Source organism: Escherichia sp. MOD1-EC7003 (assembly GCF_002965065.1).
In the GTDB taxonomy this organism is placed as follows: Bacteria; Pseudomonadota; Gammaproteobacteria; order Enterobacterales; family Enterobacteriaceae; genus Escherichia.
The window spans coordinates 1-23,176 of sequence record NZ_PTRE01000076.1; the positions used below are offsets into that span (position 1 = coordinate 1).

A 23,176-nucleotide genomic window follows, 5' to 3' on the forward strand; every position below is an offset into this window, starting at 1 on the left:
ACTGTGGCTTATTGGCTATCATGCTGAAAACAAAGGATTACATCTGAGATATCAGGCCAACAGCATTAAAACACGGCGGGTAATCTCGTATCTGACGTTAGCGAAGAATGTCTTACGACACTCCCCGCTAATTTTAAGACGAACAGTGCTAAGCACAGTTCTTAATCATCTCGCCAAAACCTACCAGAATATGGTGTTGGTTTATTAGCGCTGATTTATGGGGATCCCTCAGCGCCTTCGTCCGCTCTCCCCTTCTCTTTTCTGCCTTTTTTAGCCAGGATTAATGCTCAGTTAACTTATCAAAGTATTGCGGAGCCGTTGTGACCAGGACCAACCTCATCACCGGTTTTCTCGGCTGCGGGAAAACCACGTCGATTCTTCATCTATTAGCCCATAAAAATCCCAACGAAAAATGGGCGGTACTGGTTAATGAATTTGGGGAAGTCGGAATTGATGGCGCTTTGCTCGCCGATAGCGGCGCATTGCTGAAAGAGATCCCCGGCGGCTGCATGTGCTGCGTTAATGGTTTACCCATGCAGGTAGGGTTGAATACCTTACTGCGTCAGGGAAAACCAGACCGCTTGTTGATAGAGCCGACCGGGCTGGGTCATCCGAAACAGATCCTCGATCTCTTAACCGCGCCAGTCTATGAACCGTGGATAGATCTGCGTGCCACGTTGTGCATTCTCGATCCACGCCTGCTGCTGGAAGAAAAAAGCGCCAGCAATGAAAACTTCCGTGACCAGTTGGCTGCCGCAGACATTATTATCGCCAATAAATCCGACCGTGCGACGCCTGAAAGTGAGCAAGCGCTACAACACTGGTGGCAGCAAAATGGTGGCGATCGGCAATTAATTCACAGCGAACATGGAAAAATTGACGGTCATCTTCTGGATTTACCGCGTCGCAATTTAGCTGAGTTACCCGCCAGCGCCGCGCATTCACATCAGCATGGCGTGAAAAAAGGGTTAGCAGCGTTAAGCCTGCCAGAGCATCAACGCTGGCGTCGCAGCCTGAACAGCGGGCAAGGATATCAGGCCTGCGGCTGGATATTCGACGCAGATACAGTATTCGACACCATTGGCATTCTGGAATGGGCGCGACTTGCACCGGTGGAACGCGTAAAAGGCGTGATGCGTATTCCCGAAGGACTGGTGCGAATCAACCGTCAGGGCAATGACCTGCACATTGAAACGCAAAACGTTGCGCCACCGGACAGTCGCATTGAGCTGATTTCCAGCAGCGAAGGCGACTGGAATGCCTTGCAGAGTGCGCTGTTGAAGCTTCGTTTAGCGACTACCGCGTAAGGTTGCCTGCGTTTTTCCGTAAGATCATTAGAGAAAATATGACTAAAAATTTGCCGCAAATAGTGTTGTTGAATATTGTCGGCCTCACGCTGTTTCTTTCCTGGTATATTCCCGTTAATCATGGATTCTGGTTGCCGATTGATGCGGATATTTTTTATGTCTTTAATCAGAAACTGGTCGAAAGTAAGGCCTTTTTGTGGCTGGTTGCATTGACCAATAATCGCGCCTTCGACGGTTGTTCACTGCTGGCAATGGGAATGTTGATGCTGAGTTTTTGGCTAAAAGAAAATGCCTCAGGCAGACGACGTATCGTGATTATTGGTCTGGTCATGCTATTAACCGCAGTAGTATTAAACCAGTTGGGCCAGGTATTAATTCCCGTCAAACGGGCCAGTCCGACATTAACGTTTACGGAGATTAACCGCGTCAGCGAACTGCTCTCTGTCCCCACCAAAGATGCCTCTCGAGATAGCTTTCCCGGCGATCACGGCATGATGCTGCTTATTTTTTCGGCATTCATGTGGCGTTATTTCGGCAAAGTTGCAGGGCCTATCGCCCTTATTATTTTTGTGGTTTTTGCATTTCCCAGAGTAATGATTGGCGCACACTGGTTTACTGACATCATTGTCGGTTCGATGACCGTGATATTGATCGGTCTACCCTGGGTGTTGCTGACGCCATTAAGTGATCGATTAATCACCTTTTTTGACAAATCACTACCGGGAAAAAACAAACATTTCCAAAACAAATAACTCACAGGAATTAACATCATCAGGTTTATTTTCATAATGCGGATAATCCTGATGATGCGTGCCGTTGCTTTCATCCATCAAACGCAAAAATCATTCCCTAAGTAAATGAATGGATTGCATGCGTTTCACTCAATCGTACTTAAATTGACCAATCCCGCTTATTAACTTTCTGTATCACTTTTTCTTATAAAAAATCATGTAAAACCACTCGCCAAGACCGCAGCAATCGGGTAATCTCGAACTCGTTTTTGCCTCGGCGTTAAATTATCCTCACAGCATATAATTTTGTGCGTTAGTCCACAGATTTGGCCTTAAGGAATTGTTTCGACATGCCCGGGTAATTAGTCTCGTGTCGTTTGGCATTTTTTTATAACGATATTTGTCGTTAAGGACTTCAAGGGAAAACAAACAACATGGTCAAATCTCAACCGATTTTGAGATATATCTTGCGCGGGATCCCCGCAATTGCAGTAGCAGTTCTGCTTTCTGCATGTAGTGCAAATAACACCGCAAAGAATATGCATCCTGAGACACGTGCAGTGGGTAGTGAAACATCATCACTGCAAGCTTCTCAGGATGAATTTGAAAGCCTGGTTCGTAATGTCGACGTAAAATCGCGAATTATGGATCAGTATGCTGACTGGAAAGGCGTGCGCTATCGTCTGGGCGGCAGCACTAAAAAAGGTATCGATTGTTCTGGTTTCGTTCAGCGTACATTCCGTGAACAATTTGGCTTAGAACTTCCGCGTTCGACCTATGAACAGCAAGAAATGGGTAAGTCTGTTTCGCGCAGTAATTTACGTACGGGTGACTTAGTTCTTTTCCGTGCCGGTTCAACGGGACGCCACGTCGGTATTTATATCGGCAACAATCAGTTTGTTCATGCTTCCACCAGCAGTGGTGTTATTATTTCCAGCATGAATGAACCGTACTGGAAGAAGCGTTACAACGAAGCACGCCGGGTTCTCAGCCGCAGCTAATAAACCGTTTGGATGCAATCCCTTGGCTATCCTGACGAGTTCACTGAAAGCACTGCTTAAGCAGTGCTTTTTTGTTTTTATTCATCAGAGAAAATGATGTTTCCGCGTCTTGATCCAGGCTATAGTCCGGTCATTGTTCTCTTTTAAATGTTGTCGTAATTTCAGGAAATTAACGGAATCATGTTCATAAGCGCTCCCTCTTCTGGACGTAAGCTCTTGCTTACCTGCATCGTTGCAGGCGTGATGATTGCGATACTGGTGAGTTGCCTTCAGTTTCTAATGGCCTGGCATAAGCACGAAGTCAAATACGACACACTGATTACCGACGTACAAAAGTATCTCGATACCTATTTTGCCGACCTGAAATCCACTACTGACCGGCTCCAGCCGCTGACTTTAGACACTTGTCAGCAAGCTAACCCCGAACTGACCGCCCGCGCGGCATTTAGTATGAATGTCCGTACGTTTGTGCTGGTGAAAGATAAAAAGACATTCTGTTCATCTGCGACCGGTGAGATGGACATTCCACTCAATGAATTGATTCCGGCGCTCGACATTAATAAAAACGTCGATATGGCGATCTTACCCGGCACGCCGATGGTGCCGAACAAACCCGCAATCGTCATCTGGTATCGCAACCCTTTGCTGAAAAATAGCGGCGTGTTTGCAGCATTAAATCTGCACCTGACACCGTATCTTCTCTATAGCTCTCGTCAGCAAGATTTCGATGGAATAGCCCTTATTATTGGTGATACCGCGCTATCAACCTTTGCGTCACGTTTGATGAACGTAAAAGAGCTAACCGGAACGCCAGTCCGTGAAACTAAAATTGCAGGCATTCCTCTGACCGTTCGGCTTTATGCGGATGACTGGACATGGAACGATGTGTGGTACGCATTTTTACTGGGTGGCATGAGTGGAACTGTCGTTGGCCTGCTCTGCTATTACCTGATGAGCGTACGTATGCGCCCCGGCAGAGAAATCATGACCGCCATCAAGCGCGAACAATTTTACGTGGTGTATCAACCGATGGTTGATACACAATCTTTGCGAGTAACGGGCCTGGAAGTACTGCTACGCTGGCGGCATCCTGTAGCGGGAGAAATTCCCCCTGATGCCTTTATTAACTTTGCCGAATCGCAAAAGATGATTGTGCCGCTGACTCAGCACCTGTTTGAGTTGATTGCCCGCGATGCCGCAGAATTAGAAAAAGTACTGCCGGTAGGTATCAAATTTGGCATTAACATTGCGCCGGACCATCTGCACAGCGAAAGCTTTAAAGCTGATATCCAAAAACTGCTCACTTCCCTGCCCGCACACCATTTCCAGATTGTGCTGGAAATTACCGAGCGCGATATGTTGAAAGAGCAAGAAGCAACTCAACTCTTCGCATGGCTGCACTCGGTCGACGTAGAAATTGCTATTGATGACTTCGGCACCGGGCACAGCGCGCTTATCTATCTTGAGCGTTTTACGCTCGATTACCTGAAAATTGACCGTGGATTTATTAACGCTATTGGTACGGAAACGATCACTTCACCCGTACTTGACGCGGTACTGACGCTGGCGAAACGTCTCAATATGCTGACAGTTGCTGAAGGGGTCGAAACACCGGAACAAGCGCGATGGCTAAGAGATCGCGGCGTTAATTTCATGCAAGGCTACTGGATTAGTCATCCGTTAGCGCTGGACGATTTTGTCCTCTGGCTGAAGAAACCGTCTACGCCGCAGTGGTAAGACGTGCTTACGTCCCTTATTATTCATAGTGAAAGCATGCCGGATTGCGGCTAATGATGAATAAAAGGAAATCTGTTGCAGATGATTGTGCGCATACTGCTGCTGTTTATCGCTCTGTTCACCTTTGGTGTGCAGGCGCAGGCTATCAAGGAAAGCTATGCCTTTGCAGTGCTGGGAGAACCCCGGTACGCGTTTAATTTCAACCATTTTGATTATGTGAATCCCGCCGCGCCAAAAGGCGGGCAGATAACATTGTCAGCCCTCGGCACCTTCGATAATTTCAATCGCTATGCACTGCGCGGCAACCCCGGCGCACGCACCGAGCAGTTGTACGACACGCTATTTACTACTTCCGATGACGAGCCTGGCAGTTATTACCCGCTGATTGCCGAAAGCGCACGCTATGCTGACGATTATTCCTGGGTGGAGGTCGCTATTAATCCACGCGCCCGTTTTCATGATGGTTCACCCATTACTGCCCGCGATGTTGAGTTCACTTTTCAAAAATTTATGACCGAAGGCGTGCCGCAATTTCGTCTGGTCTACAAAGGCACCACCGTCAAAGCCATTGCACCGTTAACCGTGCGCATTGAGTTAACTAAACCCGGCAAAGAAGATATGCTGAGTCTGTTTTCGCTGCCGGTATTTCCAGAAAAGTACTGGAAGGACCACAAACTTAGCGACCCGCTCGCCACGCCTCCGCTTGCCAGTGGTCCGTACCGCATTACGTCCTGGAAAATGGGACAAAATATTGTCTATTCCCGCGTGAAAGATTACTGGGCAGCAAACTTACCGGTAAACCGTGGACGCTGGAATTTCGACACCATTCGCTACGATTATTACCTCGATGATAATGTCGCCTTTGAAGCATTTAAAGCCGGTGCTTTTGATTTGCGATTGGAAAACGATGCCAAAAACTGGGCCACGCGCTATACCGGTAAAAATTTCGATAAAAAATACATCATCAAAGATGAGCAAAAGAACGAATCAGCCCAGGATACGCGCTGGCTGGCGTTTAATATTCAACGTCCGGTATTCAGCGATCGCCGGGTTCGGGAAGCCCTTACTCTCGCCTTTGACTTTGAATGGATGAATAAGGCGTTGTTTTACAATGCCTGGAGTCGCACGAACAGTTATTTTCAGAATACCGAATACGCGGCCAGAAATTACCCCGACGCCGCTGAGCTGGTGCTTCTGGCACCAATGAAAAAAGATCTACCGCCAGAAGTCTTCACACAAATCTACCAGCCGCCGGTATCCAAAGGCGATGGCTACGATCGTGACAACCTGTTAAAAGCCGACAAACTTCTCTACGATGCAGGTTGGGTGTTGAAGGGTCAGCAACGCGTTAATGCCACTACGGGTCAGCCACTCAGCTTTGAATTATTACTTCCTTCGAGTAGCAATAGTCAGTGGGTATTGCCGTTCCAGCACAGCCTGCAACGGCTGGGTATCAACATGGACATTCGCAAGGTGGATAACTCGCAAATCACCAACCGTATGCGCAGCCGCGACTATGACATGATGCCGCGCCTATGGAGGGCGATGCCGTGGCCCAGTTCCGATTTACAGATTTCCTGGTCATCGGAATATATCAATTCCACTTATAATGCCCCCGGCGTGCAAAGTCCGGTGATTGATTCACTGATCAACCAAATTATTGCCGCCCAGGGAAATAAAGAAAAATTACTGCCGTTGGGGCGCGCACTGGACCGCGTATTAACGTGGAATTATTACATGCTGCCGATGTGGTACATGGCAAAAGACCGTCTCGCCTGGTGGGATAAATTCTCCCAACCCGCTGTGCGCCCTGTTTACAGCCTGGGTATCGATACCTGGTGGTATGACGTTAATAAAGCGGCCAAACTGCCCTCAGCCAGACAACAGGGAGAGTAGATGGTCACTTACCTGATTCGTCGTCTGTTGCTGGTGATCCCAACGTTGTGGGCAATTATCACCATCAACTTTTTCATCGTGCAAATTGCGCCTGGCGGGCCGGTCGATCAGGCCATCGCCGCCATTGAATTTGGTAATGCCGGAGTATTACCCGGCGCAGGCGGCGAAGGCGTTCGTGCCAGCCATGCGCAAACGGGCGTCGGCAATATCAGCGACAGTAATTATCGTGGTGGACGCGGATTAGATCCAGAAGTGATCGCCGAGATCACTCATCGCTACGGTTTCGATAAGCCGATCCACGAACGTTACTTCAAAATGCTCTGGGACTACATCCGCTTTGATTTTGGCGACAGCCTGTTTCGTAGCGCCTCGGTGCTGACGCTGATTAAAAACAGTCTGCCGGTTTCCATCACCCTCGGATTGTGGAGTACGCTGATTATCTATCTGGTGTCGATTCCGTTAGGCATTCGCAAAGCGGTTTATAACGGTAGCCGCTTTGACGTCTGGAGTAGCGCATTTATCATCATCGGCTACGCCATTCCGGCCTTTTTGTTTGCCATCCTGCTGATTGTCTTCTTCGCGGGCGGCAGCTATTTCGACCTGTTCCCTCTGCGCGGCCTGGTTTCCGCTAACTTTGATGCGCTGCCGTGGTATCAGAAAATCACCGATTATCTGTGGCATATCACGCTACCGGTGCTGGCGACTGTGATTGGCGGCTTTGCGGCGCTGACCATGCTGACAAAAAACGCATTCCTTGATGAAGTGCGCAAGCAATACGTGGTGACCGCACGTGCGAAAGGGGTAAGTGAGAAAAATATTCTCTGGAAACATGTGTTCCGCAACGCCATGCTGCTGGTGATTGCCGGTTTTCCGGCGACGTTTATCAGCATGTTTTTCACCGGCTCGCTGCTCATTGAGGTGATGTTTTCGCTCAATGGTCTTGGCTTACTGGGCTACGAAGCGACCGTCTCGCGCGATTATCCTGTAATGTTTGGTACCTTGTATATTTTCACCCTGATTGGCCTGCTGCTGAATATTGTCAGTGATATCAGCTATACGCTGGTCGATCCGCGTATAGATTTTGAGGGACGTTAATGTCGCGACTCAGCTCCGTCAATCAGGCCCGTTGGGCGCGTTTTCGTCATAACCGTCGCGGCTACTGGTCGTTATGGATTTTCCTCGTCTTGTTTGGTTTGAGTTTGTGTTCTGAACTGATCGCCAACGATAAACCGTTGCTGGTGCGTTATGACGGCAGTTGGTATTTCCCGTTGCTGAAAAACTACAGTGAGAGTGATTTTGGCGGCCCGCTGGCAAGTCAGGCTGATTATCAGGACCCGTGGCTGAAACAACGGCTGGAAAATAACGGATGGGTACTGTGGGCACCGATTCGCTTTGGCGCTACCAGTATCAACTTTTCTACCGACATGCCCTTCCCTTCCCCACCTTCCCGGCAAAACTGGCTGGGAACGGATGCCAACGGCGGCGATGTGCTGGCACGCATTCTGTATGGCACGCGGATCTCGATTCTGTTTGGTCTTCTGTTGACACTCTGTTCCAGTGTAATGGGCGTGCTGGCGGGAGCGCTACAAGGTTATTACGGTGGGAAAGTGGATCTCTGGGGGCAACGCTTTATTGAAGTATGGTCGGGGATGCCGACGCTGTTTTTAATTATTCTACTTTCCAGCGTCGTACAGCCTAACTTCTGGTGGCTGCTGGCAATTACCATCTTGTTTGGCTGGATGAGTCTGGTCGGCGTGGTGCGGGCAGAATTTTTACGGACCCGTAATTTCGACTACATCCGCGCGGCGCAGGCGCTTGGTGTCAGCGATTGCAATATCATCCTGCGTCATATATTGCCAAATGCCATGGTCGCTACCCTCACCTTTTTACCGTTTATTTTATGTAGTTCGATAACCACCCTGACCTCGCTCGATTTCCTCGGCTTCGGTCTGCCGCTCGGTTCACCGTCACTCGGCGAACTACTGTTACAAGGGAAAAATAACCTTCAGGCCCCGTGGCTTGGGATCACCGCTTTCTTATCGGTGGCGATATTGTTGTCTTTGCTGATCTTTATTGGTGAAGCAGTCCGCGACGCATTTGATCCTAATAAGGCGGTGTAGCATGACGCAAACTCTGTTAGCGATTGAAAATCTGTCGGTGGGTTTTCGCCATCAGCAAACTGTTCGTACCGTAGTGAATGATGTTTCACTACAGATAGAGGCTGGCGAAACGCTGGCGCTGGTGGGGGAATCAGGTTCAGGTAAGAGCGTTACCGCGCTGTCAATTTTACGTCTGCTCCCTTCCCCACCGGTTGAATATCTCTCTGGCGATATTCGTTTTCATGGCGAATCGCTGCTTCATGCCAGCGAGCAAACATTGCGCGGCGTACGCGGTAGTAAGATCGCCATGATTTTTCAGGAGCCGATGGTGTCGTTAAATCCATTGCATACTCTGGAAAAACAGCTTTATGAAGTGCTTTCACTCCACCGCGGAATGCGTCGGGAAGCGGCGCGTGGCGAAATTCTCAACTGCCTTGATCGCGTCGGTATCCGTCAGGCAGCAAAACGACTGACAGATTACCCGCATCAGCTCTCCGGCGGCGAACGCCAGCGGGTGATGATTGCAATGGCGCTGTTAACGCGACCGGAATTATTAATTGCCGATGAACCGACTACCGCACTGGACGTCTCTGTCCAGGCGCAGATCCTACAGCTGTTGCGTGAACTGCAAGGCGAACTGAATATGGGCATGCTGTTTATTACTCATAACCTCAGCATTGTCAGAAAACTGGCCCATAACGTAGCGGTCATGCAAAACGGTCGTTGTGTGGAGGTAAATCGCGCCGCCGCACTACTTTCCTCCCCTGCGCATCCTTATACACAAACGCTGCTCAACAGTGAACCATCGGGCGAGCCGGTGCCATTGCCAGAACCTGCCTCGACGTTGCTTGATGTAGAACAACTTCAGGTTGCCTTCCCAATCCACAAAGGAATTCTGAAACGTATTGTCGATCATAACGTGGTGGTGAAGAATATCAGTTTTACGCTGCATGCAGGTGAAACGCTGGGCTTAGTGGGCGAATCTGGTTCCGGCAAAAGCACAACAGGACTGGCGCTGCTACGGTTGATTAACTCTCAGGGCAGCATCGTCTTTGACGGTCAGCCATTGCAAAATTTAAATCGTCGCCAGTTGTTGCCGATTCGCCATCGAATTCAGGTGGTTTTTCAAGATCCGAACTCCTCACTCAACCCACGTCTAAACGTGTTGCAGATTATCGAGGAAGGGTTACGCGTTCATCAACCGGTACTTTCTGCCGCGCAACGCGAAGAACAAGTTAAAGCCGTGATGCATGAAGTGGGATTAGATCCTGAAACACGCCACCGTTATCCGGCAGAGTTCTCTGGTGGTCAGCGGCAACGTATTGCGATTGCCAGGGCATTAATTCTTAAGCCCTCGCTGATCATACTTGATGAACCGACATCATCACTCGACAAAACGGTACAGGCGCAAATATTGACGCTATTGAAATCATTGCAACAAAAGCATCAACTGGCCTATTTATTTATCAGCCACGATTTGCACGTTGTCCGCGCGTTATGTCATCAGGTTATCGTACTGCGACAAGGGGAAGTCGTGGAACAAGGGCCGTGCGCGCGCGTGTTTGCCGCACCGCAGCAGGAGTATACGCGTCAGCTACTGGCGTTAAGCTGACGCTTAAAAAGGATTGTAATTTGAAAAGGGTTCGGCAATTGCCACACCAAAATTTTTCAATCGGCATGTTGCAGCAAACTCATCCTGGCGATTTACAAACAGGCACGGCTCACCTTCACACTCCAGTACCGAACATGGAACTTCAATGTCGCTTAACGCCTGGCTTAGTTTGTACATCACCGACCATGCATTATCACCATCCGGACTAAGCAATTTAAGCGCCACCAGGCTGTTGTCACCGCACGATCCATTTTGCGGAATCGGTTCAACCTTCGAACCTGCAAAACCAGCAGACCAGCGATAGTTCTGCGGCAGTCGATGGACGATTGAGAGTTGTAATGAAGTCACTTAATTTCCCCGGGAGTACATTTAATTCACAATTTATTTACATCAATTTTAACACATCATCAACAATCAGTCTTTATACAGATCGTAAAGATTGATGCCTCGCCTGCGTGGCCTCTATGGCTCTGATTTAAATAATATCTGCGGGCGTGGTCACGTTTGCGGGGCTATATGTACCCGTTTCTGCGATCTAACTCAACCTTTTTAACTACAATGATGTGACTTTTTACATAAATTGATTTTACATAAAATAAACATATATCGGGGAGAATGATAGATTCGTGGTTGACATGCATCAACAAAGGAAGCCTTTTCGCTTCCTCGTTGTGCAATAGATCACCGTTTTTTCGGCCTACTGGCATACAGACAGAAGAGAATGGAGCTGGTTGCGCAGAATGCAATTGACCAAATCATCGGCCATGCAGAGTTAAAGGTCGCAAGAGAAAGCAAGGCGCCAACAATTGCCCCGATACCAAAACGGAAGGTTCCTGCCAGCGAAGATGCCGTTCCCGCCATATGGGGAAACTCATCAAGAATGACCGCCATCGCATTGGATGACACCATCGACACGCAGCCTACAAATGCCGCAACGCCAACCACCAGCGACCAGAATCCCAGCCCCAGCAGCGCGCTGATGACCATCCACGCCGCCATAATAAATTGTATCCACAACCCCGAGCGGAACATATTTAACGCACCAATACGGCGGACGAAGCGGCTGTTAAAGATGGTCATCACGAACAGGAAAACAATGTTTAGCGCAAAGTAATAACCAAAGTTTTCCGGCGCGACATGGTTAATTTCAATGTAAACAAAGGGTCCGGCGCTCAAGAACGAGAACATTCCGGCAAAGCTGAAACCACTGGCCAGCATGTAACTCAGGACACGCTTATGACGGAACAGCGCAGCAAAGTTACCGATAGTGGTACGAATGTGAAAAGGCTGGCGACGCTCCGGTGGTAAGGTTTCTTTAATCAGGAAGAAGATCATGGCTGAAGCCAGAATCGCCGCCACGGCGAGGATCCAGAAAATGTAATGCCAGCTCAGCCACACCAGCACCCAGCCGCCAACAATCGGTGCCATCAGCGGTGCAATGGTCGTTACCAGCATGACAAACGACATCATCCGTGAGAACTCTTCTTTCGGGTAGATATCGCGCATCAGGGCATTGATAACCACGCTGGCCGCAGCCGCCGCCAGCCCGTGGAAGAAACGCATCACAATCAGCTGATCGATGGTTTGTGCCAGCGCACACGCCACCGCGGCGGCGGCAAACACCAGCGTACCGCCAAGAACCACTGGCTTACGCCCGAAGCTGTCTGCCATCGGCCCGTAGATTAACTGCCCCAACGCAAAGCCCAGAATATAAGTACTCAGGGTCATCTGCGTACTGCCCGCCGGTACGCCAAACTGCGATGAAATTACCGGTAGCGCGGGCAGATACATATCAATCGACAGCGGCATCAACATGGCCAGCAGGCCAAGGATAAAAACAATAGCAAACGACGAATGCTGTCGGGTGGTCACAACGGGCTCCTGAAAGTCATTGAAAAGTTAGATGACGCTGGCAATTTCTTCTTCAGTCAACGGACGATATTCACCGGGGGCTAAATCAGCATCCAGCGTAATGCCGCCAATACGTTCACGATGCAGCTCAACCACATGGTTACCCACGGCGGCGAACATGCGTTTCACCTGATGATAACGCCCTTCGCTGATGGTCAGACGAACCTGCGTTGGGGTAATCACTTCCAGCACCGCCGGCTTAGTGAGATCTTTTTCGTTATGCAGCTGCACGCCTTTAGCAAATTGCTCTGCCGTATCGTCAGCTACGGGTGATTCCAGCGTCACCAGATAGGTCTTCTCGCAATGATGGCGCGGAGAAGTAATACGGTGCGACCACTGACCATCATCTGTCATCAACACCAGACCGGTGGTATCGATATCCAGACGCCCTGCGGCGTGCAGTTTCCACGCTACCGGTTCATCAAGAAAATAGAGCACCGTTGGGTGATCAGGATCGTCCGTGGAGCAAACATAGCCCTGAGGCTTATTGAGCATGAAGTAACGTGGACCGTGTTGCTGTGCCAGCGGGTTGCCATCGTAAGCTACATCATGTTCAGGGAGCAGTTTGAAAGCTGCATTACGGACGATTTCGCCATCGACGGTGACACGATTGCCGCGGATTTCACGCCCGGCAATAGCACGGCTAACGCCGAGTTGCTGTGCGATAAATTTATCAAGTCGCATGTGTGTGATTTTGCCTGTAAAAAAACGGAGGTCGGGCTTTGGCCCGAAAATCTGAACTGTTGTCTGTCCAGTATAACGGTCTAATAACTTCCCTCAAGGGAAAAAGATCCGTGGCATACTATTAGCTGAATAATCTACCTACGCGAGACCATGATTTTTACACTTCGCCCATATCAGCAAGAAGCCGTGGATGCCACGCTCAACCATTTTCGTCGTCATAAAACCCCTGCCGTTATTGTGCTACCCACCGGGGCAGGTAAAAGCCTGGTGATAGCGGAACTGGCGCGGCTGGCGCGTGGTCGCGTGCTGGTGCTGGCACACGTTAAAGAACTGGTGGCGCAAAACCATGCTAAATACCAGGCATTGGGGCTGGAAGCCGATATTTTTGCCGCCGGGCTGAAGCGTAAAGAGAGCCACGGCAAAGTGGTATTTGGCAGCGTGCAGTCGGTCGCCCGTAATCTTGATGCCTTTCAGGGTGAATTTTCGCTGTTGATTGTCGATGAATGTCACCGTATTGGTGACGATGAAGAGAGCCAGTATCAGCAAATCCTTACTCATCTGACCAAGGTGAATCCCTACTTACGCCTGCTCGGGCTGACTGCCACGCCTTTTCGGCTGGGCAAAGGCTGGATTTATCAGTTCCATTATCACGGCATGGTACGCGGCGATGAGAAAGCCCTTTTCCGTGACTGCATTTATGAGCTGCCGCTGCGTTATATGATTAAACACGGCTATCTGACGCCGCCAGAACGGCTGGATATGCCAGTAGTGCAATACGATTTCAGCCGCTTGCAGGCACAGAGCAACGGGCTGTTCAGCGAAGCCGATCTCAACCGCGAGCTGAAAAAACAACAACGTATTACACCACACATCGTCAGCCAGATTATGGAGTTCGCCGCAACGCGTAAAGGGGTGATGATTTTCGCCGCAACGGTCGAACACGCAAAAGAGATTGTGGGATTGCTGCCCGCCGAAGATTCAGCACTGATTACTGGCGACACACCCGGCGCTGAGCGCGATGTATTAATTGAAGATTTTAAAGCTCAGCGTTTTCGCTATCTGGTCAACGTCGCGGTACTGACCACCGGATTTGACGCCCCGCACGTCGATCTTATCGCCATTCTGCGTCCTACCGAATCAGTGAGCCTTTACCAACAAATTGTCGGGCGCGGTTTACGTTTGGCTCCCGGCAAGACTGGTTGCTTAATTCTTGATTATGCGGGTAATCCCCACGATCTCTACGCGCCGGAGGTCGGTACACCAAAAGGCAAAAGTGACAACGTCCCGGTGCAGGTTTTCTGCCCTGCCTGCGGCTTTGCTAACACCTTTTGGGGGAAAACGACCGCCGACGGCACATTGATTGAGCACTTTGGTCGTCGTTGTCAGGGATGGTTTGAAGATGACGACGGTCATCGCGAACAGTGTGACTTCCGTTTCCGTTTTAAAAATTGCCCGCAATGTAACGCAGAAAATGATATTGCTGCCCGCCGCTGCCGCGAATGTGACACGGTACTGGTTGATCCGGACGATATGTTAAAAGCGGCGCTACGACTGAAAGACGCGCTGGTATTACGCTGTAGCGGCATGTCTTTGCAGCATGGGTATGATGAGAAAGGTGAATGGCTGAAAATCACCTATTACGATGAAGACGGCGCGGATGTGAGTGAGCGTTTCCGTCTACAAACACCTGCCCAGCGTACTGCCTTCGAGCAGCTTTTTATCCGCCCGCATACGCGCACACCGGGCATCCCTCTGCGCTGGATCACCGCCGCCGATATCCTCGCCCAGCAAGCCTTACTACGACATCCGGATTTTGTCGTCGCCCGCATGAAAGGTCAGTACTGGCAAGTGCGTGAAAAAGTGTTCGATTACGAAGGTCGTTTTCGTCGGGCGCACGAATTACGCGGATAATGGTAGTTTTGATTGATGTATAAGGCGATTGAGTATAGAATCTCGCCCGCTTTTGCATACGCAAAGCAGATCACTTACCTGTTGCTGGGTCGCCTGTAGCAGGAATCATTTAAGAGAGAAATAAATGTTTACTATCAACGCAGAAGTACGTAAAGAGCAGGGTAAGGGTGCGAGCCGCCGCCTGCGTGCCGCTAACAAATTCCCGGCAATCATTTACGGTGGCAACGAAGCGCCACTGGCTATTGAGCTGGATCACGACAAAGTCATGAACATGCAAGTTAAAGCTGAATTCTACAGCGAAGTTCTGACCATCGTTGTTGACGGTAAAGAAATCAAAGTTAAAGCTCAGGACGTACAGCGTCACCCGTACAAACCGAAGCTGCAGCACATCGACTTTGTTCGTGCTTAATCGCTGAATAAGTTGAATAAAAGAAAACGGCCTTTACGGGCCGTTTTCTTTTTTAGTGACTGATAAAGACCAAAAGCTACTTAATCTTCACATCAAACTGGTGACAGTTATTGCAATACAGTGGCTGTGGTTCCTTCTCATGTGACGTATGGCATACCGTACAACGAATTTCCCCACCATGCGAGTCATGGAAAGAAGCAACACGTGTTTTACCCGACTCCGGGTACTCTTTTAACACAGGGTTACCTTCTGAATCTTTCTTACCATGATAATAACGCTCACCAGGCGCATGGCAGCTAACACAGGTTGGCGTCATATTCTTGTTAGCTTTTACATCATCGACATGACAATTATTGCACTCAAGCCCTATCGTTTTATGCATCTTCATGCCAACAATTTCTTGAGCACTGGCAGAGACCATACCGATTACACTACACAACACACCTGCCAGAATGATTGTGACAACGTTCTTCAATAACTTGCTCACTTGCCACCTCCTTGCGTCTGCATTCTGGTACTAATGATATGTTTTGCCGCCATACGTCCTGATGTTAAGGCAAAACCAGATGCCGAACCTTCTAACACCAAATCATAAGAACTGTCATAAAGTCCCCCCATATCCTGCCCGACAACATACAGACCAGGGATGATCTTCTCATTGGTATCGTAGACCTGCAAATCGCTGTTCATTTTCAAACCACCCAGCGTCAGGAAGTAGGCACGAATACCTTTCACGGCGTAATACGGCCCCTTGTCCTGGAATTTAAACAAATGTTCTTTCTTGCGTCCCCAGTCAGGGTCAAAACCTTCGTCCGTATACTTGTTCACTTTCGCAATCGTTGCTTTCAGATTGTCTGCAGGTACATTGATCTGTTTTGCCAGGTCATCCAGCGTTTCACCTTTAAACAACCACCCTTCTTTCATGCCGATCTCAATGGCCTGATCCAGGGCCTTCATCGGTTGCCCCGGCAAAACGATGGCGTTAAACGGTGTGACCGGTCCTTCGTTAACCATCTTCTGACGCATTGCGTCATCCCAAACGGAGTACATTACTCCACCATTCATGGTGATGGCGTTGTAAACGAGGGTAAAACTGGAACCGAGAGACTCATCAAAGAAACGCTCGCCTTGTCTGTTAATCCACAGGAATGGCTGGCTTAATGAGGTTCTGGCCTGTTTTTGGTAATCCGCACCGTTAAACTGGCGGATAGGGGGATCCTGATCGACATAGGGACTATTGCCAGCAATGGTTTGCATCCCGGCAGTATCCGCACCAATGTCTTGCCCCATTTTGATGCCATCGCCTTCGCGTCCATCAATCAGTGGGCCACGCAGTTTTACCGGCACCATGTTTTTCTGATTAACATCAGTGATGTATTTTTCAATCATGTCACGGTTATTGGCAAAACCACCGGTTGCTACAATCACACCTTTGCCATAGGCAATGATTTTTTCCCCTGTTACGCTATTAACGGCTTCGACGCCAACCACATCGCCGCTTTGTTTGTCGCGAATGATCTTCTTAACAGGAGTTTCGGTATAGATTTGGCCACCGCCATCAAGGATCTTCTTGTAAAAGCTTTTCGTAACGGACGCTCCGTTATGCTTATACATATGCCAGGTCCATAATGAATCTGACTGAGGATAAATGGTGGTTTTTAAGGTAGTGAACTCAACGCCATTACTGGCAACCCAATCGATGGTTTCACCTGAGTTTTTCATTAACGTGTGCAATGCGCTGGCATTAGCTCGCCAGTGATGGAAATCGATCGCCTTACCAAAGGCCTGATTCAGCGTAGCGCCTTTCCCCTCTTTTTTCTGCATCAGGGTGCCGATGCCTAAACTACCTTCAGGATAGACTCCAGCCCCACCAAGACTAGGTAACTTTTCAAAAATGACGACTTTGGCTCCCCCCTGAACCGCTGTCAATCCAGCGGACATACCAGAAAGCCCACCACCAATAACAACAATATCTGTTTGGATTACTCTCTCACTAGTCGGTTCGACGGATGGATTCGACAAATTAACATGCGGGATCTTATTCATATTTCTGTCAGCATAGGCGCTTAGGGAAAGCGCCGTTAATACCCCAGCTAATAAGAGACCCTTTTGTAGCTTCCTCATAACATGGTCCTTTTACATAAATAATTAAATCAACATGAAACCCTTTTTGTTTTTATTTGAAACCAGACAACCATTACATTCTTTATTAACTACTAATGAGCCGCTGTTGAAACCGCAGGCAATTTATGGGCAATGCCGGCATGACAGTCAATGCACGTTTTACCTTCTTTAAGAGAAGCTTCATGAAATGGCGCCATAAATTTTTTCTGTAACTTTGAAATATCGTGACAGTTTCTGCATTCCTGCGAATCGTTTGCTCTCATTCTTGCCCATTCAGCTTTTGCCATTTCGCCACGATGTGCATCAAATTTTTCAGGCGTATCGATTACACCAGTCATATGACCCCAAACTTCTTTAACCGCATGGGCTTTTCTGATCATCTTAGGGACGAACTCATCAGGGATATGGCAATCGGCGCAAGCGACCTTCACACCAGTACGATTACTGCCATGAATGGATGTCTTAAAGCTTTCAGTAAGGATGTTGTCTTTCATTTCATGACAACTCAGGCAAAAGCTGTCTGTACTGGTGCTGTGAATGACTGTATTCATAACTACAAATAAACAACCACTGAATACAATAAGAGTAAAAACAAAACATACCATTAACTTTCTGGTTAAAGAGAAAGTTTTTTTCGGTTGGCAACACTTTTTATCTTCAGGATTTTCTTGCTCCATGCGATTAATCCTTAAAATCATTCATATGGTCAATTAATATAAAGGGTAAGATGCAACAACGGTAACATTGTCATTAAAAATATTTTTCATATGAGAAAAACAAATAATCGAGTATTACACCAAGCAACCTTAATATAAGCAGGGTAAAATTTCTAGTGTTACAGTTCACAAAAACAACTGGAAGAGTAAAATGATGCTGGGGAGAATATTTATTACAACACTTAATTTAATAACAAAAACACTATCTTCAGATGAAAAGTCAATCAGTAAGTTACCTTATTGATTGACCATAATTATGATTATCCTGCGACAGTTTCTCCGAAAAAACGTTAAAGCCGGAGATTTAGTTTCCGCCAGACGTCCGGCGCTGCAATTGATCGCGCAGGTTCGGTGGCGTGCCTTTAATGGTCAGGGTATCGGTCGCCGGATCCCAGAAAATCCGTTCTCCCAACAGCATCGCATCAAAGTTAATAGTCAAGCCACCGCCGCTACCGGCAAACTTCGTCAACTGACGCAACGTGCTACGGTCTGCCGGGAAGCTCTCTTCCAGCTCGTAGCCTTTTTCAGCCGCAAACTCCGTGAAGCTCACTTCACTGACGCCTGCCAGCTCTTTCGACAGCGACTCCAGCTCGATCTCTTCACCTGCCTGCAGCTGCTCATTACAGTAACTATAAACCTGCTGGCGTACGTTCTGCCGTTCGGCTTTATCCAGTTGTGCTTCGGCAGTAAAATCATCGACCGCCTGTAACAGACCACGGTTTTGCGCTTTCGCGTTCAGCCCTTCACTGGCACCGAGGAAGTCCATGAAGAAATCGGCTACTTTGCGCCCTACTCGCCCTTTCAGAAAAGTGAGATACCGGGTCGACTCTGGATTGGTTTCCCATTCGGTTAAATCGATACGCGCAACAATATCCGCATGATTGATATCAAGATAATGGGTTGGGTTGATGTCGAGATTTTCGTTAACGCGCATACTGCTCAGATTGCTCAGAACTGCCACCAGCAGATACTCCACCGCCAGATAACGGTAGTGGCAAAACAGCACGAAGCCGCCGTCAGCAAAAGGATATTTCGCTAATTCGTCACGCAGGCGACCAGTTGCCGCGCGGCTAAAGGCCAGAAAATCCTCTTCACCCTGACGCTGTAAGCGCAGCGTCTGCGCCAGTTCACTCTCTTCGCTGAACAAGCCGTATGCTTTATTTTTGGCGCTATAGACCCGATGCAGTTCTGCCACCATCTCAACGACGGTTTCTGTCGGTTCCAGCAATGAATCGCGCAACACCAACTCAAGGTTCTGCTCATCACGCTTGATAAGCTGGTGCAGAGCAATCTGGTTGATATCCAGACTCATGATAAACTCTCCTTTAAGACCGGGCGGTATTCAACCACCGCCGATTAAGCGACGCAATAAAAGATGGCGGTCATTTTACAGAAGGCAGCGTAACGAGAATGATTTAAAGCATAAAAAAGCAGAAAAAAAACCGTTGCTACGGTAATATGTTGCCCTTTCATCAACTAACTGATTTCGATTTATGCCACAAATTTCCCGCTACAGTGATGAACAGGTTGAACAATTGCTCGCAGAGCTGCTCAACGTACTGGAAAAACATAAGGCTCCGACCGACCTTTCCCTGATGGTGTTAGGCAACATGGTCACTAACCTTATCAATACCAGCATTGCCCCGGCCCAACGCCAGGCAATTGCCAACTCTTTTGCCCGCGCCCTACAGTCCTCTATCAACGAAGACAAAGCGCACTAAGGGAAACAGATAACAGGTTATGGTAACTCATCGTCAGCGCTACCGTGAAAAAGTCTCCCAGATGGTCAGTTGGGGGCACTGGTTTGCACTGTTCAATATTCTGCTTTCGCTCGTCATAGGCAGCCGTTACCTGTTTATCGCCGACTGGCCGACAACGCTTGCTGGTCGCATTTATTCCTACGTTAGCATTATCGGCCATTTCAGCTTCCTGGTGTTTGCCACCTACTTGCTGCTCCTCTTCCCGCTGACCTTTATCGTCGGCTCCCAGAGGCTGATGAGGTTTTTGTCCGTCATACTGGCAACAGCGGGAATGACGCTATTACTGATCGATAGCGAAGTCTTTACTCGTTTTCATCTCCATCTTAATCCCATCGTCTGGCAGCTGGTTATCAACCCGGACGAAAATGAGATGGCGCGCGACTGGCAGCTGATGTTCATCAGTGTGCCAGTTATTTTATTGCTTGAACTGGTGTTTGCGACGTGGAGCTGGCAAAAGTTACGCAGCCTTACGCGTCGTCGGCGCTTCGCACGCCCGCTGGCCGCATTCTTATTTATCGCTTTTATCGCCTCGCATGTGGTGTATATCTGGGCCGATGCCAACTTCTATCGCCCGATCACCATGCAGCGCGCTAACCTGCCGCTTTCGTACCCGATGACGGCACGACGCTTTCTTGAGAAACATGGTTTGCTTGATGCACAAGAGTATCAACGCCGTCTCATTGAGCAAGGTAATCCCGACGCCGTTTCCGTTCAGTATCCGTTAAGCGAACTGCGCTATCACGATATGGGGACCGGGCAGAATGTGCTGTTGATTACTGTCGATGGCTTGAACTACTCTCGCTTCGAGAAGCAGATGCCTGCACTGGCAGGTTTTGCTGAGCAAAATATTTCGTTCACGCGCCATATGAGCTCTGGCAACACCACTGACAATGGCATCTTTGGCCTGTTTTATGGCATCTCGCCAAGCTATATGGACGGCATTCTGTCGACCCATACCCCTGCGGCGTTAATTACTGCGCTTAATCAGCAAGGCTATCAGCTGGGATTATTCTCGTCAGATGGCTTTACCAGCCCACTGTATCGCCAGGCATTGTTGTCAGATTTCTCGATGCCGAGCGTACATACCCAATCCGACGAGCAGACCGCCACGCAGTGGATCAACTGGCTGGGCCGCTACGCACAAGAAGATAACCGCTGGTTCTCGTGGGTCTCTTTCAATGGCACCAACATTGACGACAGCAATCAGCAGGCATTTGCACGGAAATATAGCCGGGCGGCAGGCAATGTTGATGACCAGATCAACCGCGTACTAAATGCACTGCGTGATTCCGGCAAACTGGGTAATACAGTGGTAATTATCACTGCCGGTCGAGGAATTCCGCTGAGCGAAGAGGAAGAAACCTTTGACTGGTCCCACGGTCATCTTCAGGTTCCATTAGTGATTCACTGGCCTGGCACACCAGCACAGCGTATTAATGCTCTGACCGATCATACCGATCTGATGACGACGCTGATGCAACGCCTGCTACATGTCAGCACACCTGCCAGCGAATATTCGCAAGGTCAGGATTTGTTCAACTCTCAACGCCGTCATTACTGGGTTACAGCTGCGGATAACAATACGCTGGCAATTACTACCCCGAAAAAGACGCTAGTGCTGAACAATAACGGTAAATACCGCACTTACAACTTACGTGGTGAAAGAGTGAAAGATGAAAAGCCACAGTTAAGTTTGTTATTGCAAGTGCTGACAGACGAGAAGCGTTTTATTGCTAACTGATTAATTATAAATCAGTTAGCAAAATATCTTACTTGCAATCGTTGTGGAAAACGGTAGTATTAGCGCCACAAGTCGGCACGTAGCGCAGCCTGGTAGCGCACCGTCATGGGGTGTCGGGGGTCGGAGGTTCAAATCCTCTCGTGCCGACCAAATCATTATTCTGGATGTATCGGATACATACGGAAACCCCTTAAGAACCCGCATTCTCTCTGAGTTTGCGGGTTTTTTAATACCTGTAGTAATCGGTATTAACCGTTTACAGCCGGAATTTTTGGGACTAAATTTGGGACTAGATAGCGGCTAGTCCTAAAAATCCTAGTCCCAAAACATTACCAAGTCCCAAGCGAGCTAGTCCTATGGCCATCAAAACCGCCCCACTCACCGCCACTCAAATAAAAAATGCCAAAGCTCCCGATAAAGAAATCACGCTTACCGATGGTGGTGGATTAATTCTGATCGTAAAACCTTCGGGGGTGAAGACATGGCAACTTCGTTACTACAAGCCTGATACTGGCAAGCGGACTACATGGACTCTTGGTAATTATCCTGATCTTTCTTTAGCTGATGCCAGAGAACGTAGAGAGAAAGCTAAATCGCTTTTGGCCCGAGATATTGATCCACAACACCACCAACAACAAAAACGTGAAGCAGAGGAACTGCGCCGGGGGAACACATTCCAAAAGGTCGCCGCTGACTGGTACGAGATGAAAAAAAGCCAAAACCTTGCTGCCAATACCATCAAAGACATATGGCGTTCACTGGAAAAGTACGTATTCCCTGACATTGGAAATACTCCCATTAACGAACTGACGGCCCGTAAGTTCGTCACCGTTCTGGAACCGATTAAAGCACGGGGCAATCTTGAAACACTAAAACGCGTTCTACAGCGCATCAATGAAGTTATGGATTTTGCCGCCAATAGTGGACTGATAGAGATCAATACCGCCTCAAATGTCAGAAAGGCCTTCCCTACCCCAGTTAAAAAACATATGCCAACCATCAGGCCGGAGCAGTTACCCGACCTCATGCAGACACTATCCATTGCCAGCATAGAGCGGCAAACGCGATTACTCATTGAATGGCAGCTTTTGACCGTCACGCGACCTGTAGAGGCAGCAGAAACAAGATGGGAAGAAATCAACCTGACGGATAAAACCTGGACGATTCCAGCAGGTCGCATGAAGATGCGCCGGGATCACATCATTCCCTTATGTGAGCAGGCATTAGCCGTGCTGGAAGCAATGAAGCCTATTAGCGCCCATCGTGAATATGTGTTCCCCAGCTTTAAAAAACCGACATTACCTATGAGCAGCCAAAGCGCCAATGCTGCGTTAAGACGTATGGGGTATCAAGGCGTCCTTGTTTCCCACGGGTTACGGGCCATATTCAGCACCGCAGCCAACGAAGAAGGCTTTGATCCTGATGTGATAGAAGCAGCGCTGGCGCATGTAGACACCAATGAAGTTCGCAGGGCATTTGACGTACTCCCCGCCCTAAAGGGCGAGGATTCTTGTTTCGCGGAGCCGAACCTAAGCCG

20 protein-coding genes, 1 tRNA gene and 1 pseudogene are annotated in these 23,176 nt (G+C 48.8%); 15 read left to right on the top strand and 7 right to left on the bottom strand.

All coding sequences use genetic code 11. The features are described 5' to 3' along the window. From A7090_RS14080 to yejF, 9 genes and pseudogenes are all read left to right on the top strand, one after another. Positions 1 to 208, top strand: a pseudogene (locus A7090_RS14080) (IS4 family transposase); the annotation flags it as partial. 112 nt (positions 209 to 320) lie between these two features. Then, entirely contained in the window at positions 321 to 1,307 is a 987-nt protein-coding gene (yeiR, locus tag A7090_RS14085) for a zinc-binding GTPase YeiR (RefSeq protein ID WP_105274494.1), read from the top strand. A gap of 38 nt (positions 1,308 to 1,345) precedes the next feature. Next, a complete protein-coding gene (lpxT, locus tag A7090_RS14090) occupies positions 1,346 to 2,059 on the top strand; it encodes a Kdo(2)-lipid A phosphotransferase (RefSeq protein ID WP_105274495.1) in 714 nt (237 codons plus the stop codon). Positions 2,060 to 2,472: 413 nt separating this feature from the next. Next, on the top strand, positions 2,473 to 3,039 hold the full coding sequence (gene mepS, locus A7090_RS14095) for a bifunctional murein DD-endopeptidase/murein LD-carboxypeptidase (protein ID WP_105274496.1): 567 nt from the start codon (positions 2,473 to 2,475) through the stop codon (positions 3,037 to 3,039). A 180-nt stretch (positions 3,040 to 3,219) separates the two neighbouring features. Then, positions 3,220 to 4,776, top strand: a complete 1,557-nt coding sequence (locus A7090_RS14105; RefSeq protein ID WP_105274497.1) for a cyclic di-GMP phosphodiesterase — start codon at positions 3,220 to 3,222, stop codon at positions 4,774 to 4,776. An 81-nt stretch (positions 4,777 to 4,857) separates the two neighbouring features. Beyond that, positions 4,858 to 6,672, top strand: coding sequence for an extracellular solute-binding protein (locus tag A7090_RS14110; protein WP_105274498.1), 1,815 nt, complete (start codon positions 4,858 to 4,860; stop codon positions 6,670 to 6,672). Beyond that, complete coding sequence (locus A7090_RS14115; RefSeq protein WP_105274499.1) at positions 6,673 to 7,767, top strand: microcin C ABC transporter permease YejB; 1,095 nt, start codon at positions 6,673 to 6,675, stop codon at positions 7,765 to 7,767. Then, entirely contained in the window at positions 7,767 to 8,792 is a 1,026-nt protein-coding gene (locus A7090_RS14120) for an ABC transporter permease (RefSeq protein ID WP_105274500.1), read from the top strand. The genes A7090_RS14115 and A7090_RS14120 overlap by 1 nt, the downstream gene beginning before the upstream one ends. 1 nt (position 8,793) lies before the next feature. After that, complete coding sequence (gene yejF / locus A7090_RS14125) at positions 8,794 to 10,383, top strand: microcin C ABC transporter ATP-binding protein YejF (protein WP_105274501.1); 1,590 nt, start codon at positions 8,794 to 8,796, stop codon at positions 10,381 to 10,383. Positions 10,384 to 10,386: 3 nt separating this feature from the next. On the opposite strand, the gene A7090_RS14130 is transcribed toward yejF, so the two are convergent. The 3 genes from A7090_RS14130 to rsuA form a co-directional block, all read right to left on the bottom strand. Beyond that, complete coding sequence (locus tag A7090_RS14130) at positions 10,387 to 10,731, bottom strand: YejG family protein (RefSeq protein WP_105274502.1); 345 nt, start codon at positions 10,729 to 10,731, stop codon at positions 10,387 to 10,389. A gap of 333 nt (positions 10,732 to 11,064) precedes the next feature. Continuing rightward, complete coding sequence (bcr, locus tag A7090_RS14140) at positions 11,065 to 12,255, bottom strand: multidrug efflux MFS transporter Bcr (RefSeq protein ID WP_105274503.1); 1,191 nt, start codon at positions 12,253 to 12,255, stop codon at positions 11,065 to 11,067. 27 nt (positions 12,256 to 12,282) lie between these two features. Continuing rightward, entirely contained in the window at positions 12,283 to 12,978 is a 696-nt protein-coding gene (gene rsuA, locus A7090_RS14145) for a 16S rRNA pseudouridine(516) synthase RsuA (RefSeq protein WP_001350326.1), read from the bottom strand. A 150-nt stretch (positions 12,979 to 13,128) separates the two neighbouring features. Here rsuA and A7090_RS14155 point away from each other — a divergent pair, with 150 nt between their 5' ends. Continuing rightward, positions 13,129 to 14,889 carry a DEAD/DEAH box helicase gene (locus A7090_RS14155; protein ID WP_105274504.1) on the top strand — a complete coding sequence of 587 codons (1,761 nt, stop codon included), beginning with the start codon at positions 13,129 to 13,131 and terminating at the stop codon, positions 14,887 to 14,889. A gap of 124 nt (positions 14,890 to 15,013) precedes the next feature. Further along, positions 15,014 to 15,298, top strand: coding sequence for a 50S ribosomal protein L25 (rplY, locus tag A7090_RS14160; RefSeq protein WP_000494188.1), 285 nt, complete (start codon positions 15,014 to 15,016; stop codon positions 15,296 to 15,298). A 76-nt stretch (positions 15,299 to 15,374) separates the two neighbouring features. Here the strand turns inward: rplY and A7090_RS14165 are convergent, their stop codons facing one another. From A7090_RS14165 to yejK, 4 genes are all read right to left on the bottom strand, one after another. Continuing rightward, entirely contained in the window at positions 15,375 to 15,785 is a 411-nt protein-coding gene (locus A7090_RS14165) for a cytochrome c3 family protein (protein WP_105274505.1), read from the bottom strand. Next, a complete protein-coding gene (locus tag A7090_RS14170; protein ID WP_241957272.1) occupies positions 15,782 to 17,422 on the bottom strand; it encodes an FAD-dependent oxidoreductase in 1,641 nt (546 codons plus the stop codon). The genes A7090_RS14165 and A7090_RS14170 overlap by 4 nt, the downstream gene beginning before the upstream one ends. Before the next feature lie 92 nt (positions 17,423 to 17,514). After that, positions 17,515 to 18,099, bottom strand: coding sequence for a NapC/NirT family cytochrome c (locus tag A7090_RS14175; RefSeq protein WP_105274507.1), 585 nt, complete (start codon positions 18,097 to 18,099; stop codon positions 17,515 to 17,517). 343 nt (positions 18,100 to 18,442) lie between these two features. Further along, positions 18,443 to 19,450: a nucleoid-associated protein YejK gene (gene yejK, locus A7090_RS14180; RefSeq protein WP_000050789.1), complete on the bottom strand. Its 1,008-nt coding sequence runs from the start codon at positions 19,448 to 19,450 to the stop codon at positions 18,443 to 18,445. Positions 19,451 to 19,631: 181 nt separating this feature from the next. Between yejK and A7090_RS14185 the strand changes: the two genes are divergently transcribed. The 4 genes from A7090_RS14185 to A7090_RS14200 form a co-directional block, all read left to right on the top strand. Continuing rightward, on the top strand, positions 19,632 to 19,859 hold the full coding sequence (locus tag A7090_RS14185) for a YejL family protein (protein ID WP_001135667.1): 228 nt from the start codon (positions 19,632 to 19,634) through the stop codon (positions 19,857 to 19,859). A 19-nt stretch (positions 19,860 to 19,878) separates the two neighbouring features. Then, positions 19,879 to 21,639, top strand: coding sequence for an LPS biosynthesis-modulating metalloenzyme YejM (yejM, locus tag A7090_RS14190; protein ID WP_105274508.1), 1,761 nt, complete (start codon positions 19,879 to 19,881; stop codon positions 21,637 to 21,639). A gap of 73 nt (positions 21,640 to 21,712) precedes the next feature. Continuing rightward, positions 21,713 to 21,789: transfer RNA gene (locus tag A7090_RS14195), tRNA-Pro, on the top strand. Between the two features lie 206 nt (positions 21,790 to 21,995). Then, on the top strand, positions 21,996 to 23,176 hold a 1,181-nt coding region (locus A7090_RS14200), incomplete at its 3' end, for an integrase domain-containing protein (RefSeq protein WP_105274509.1).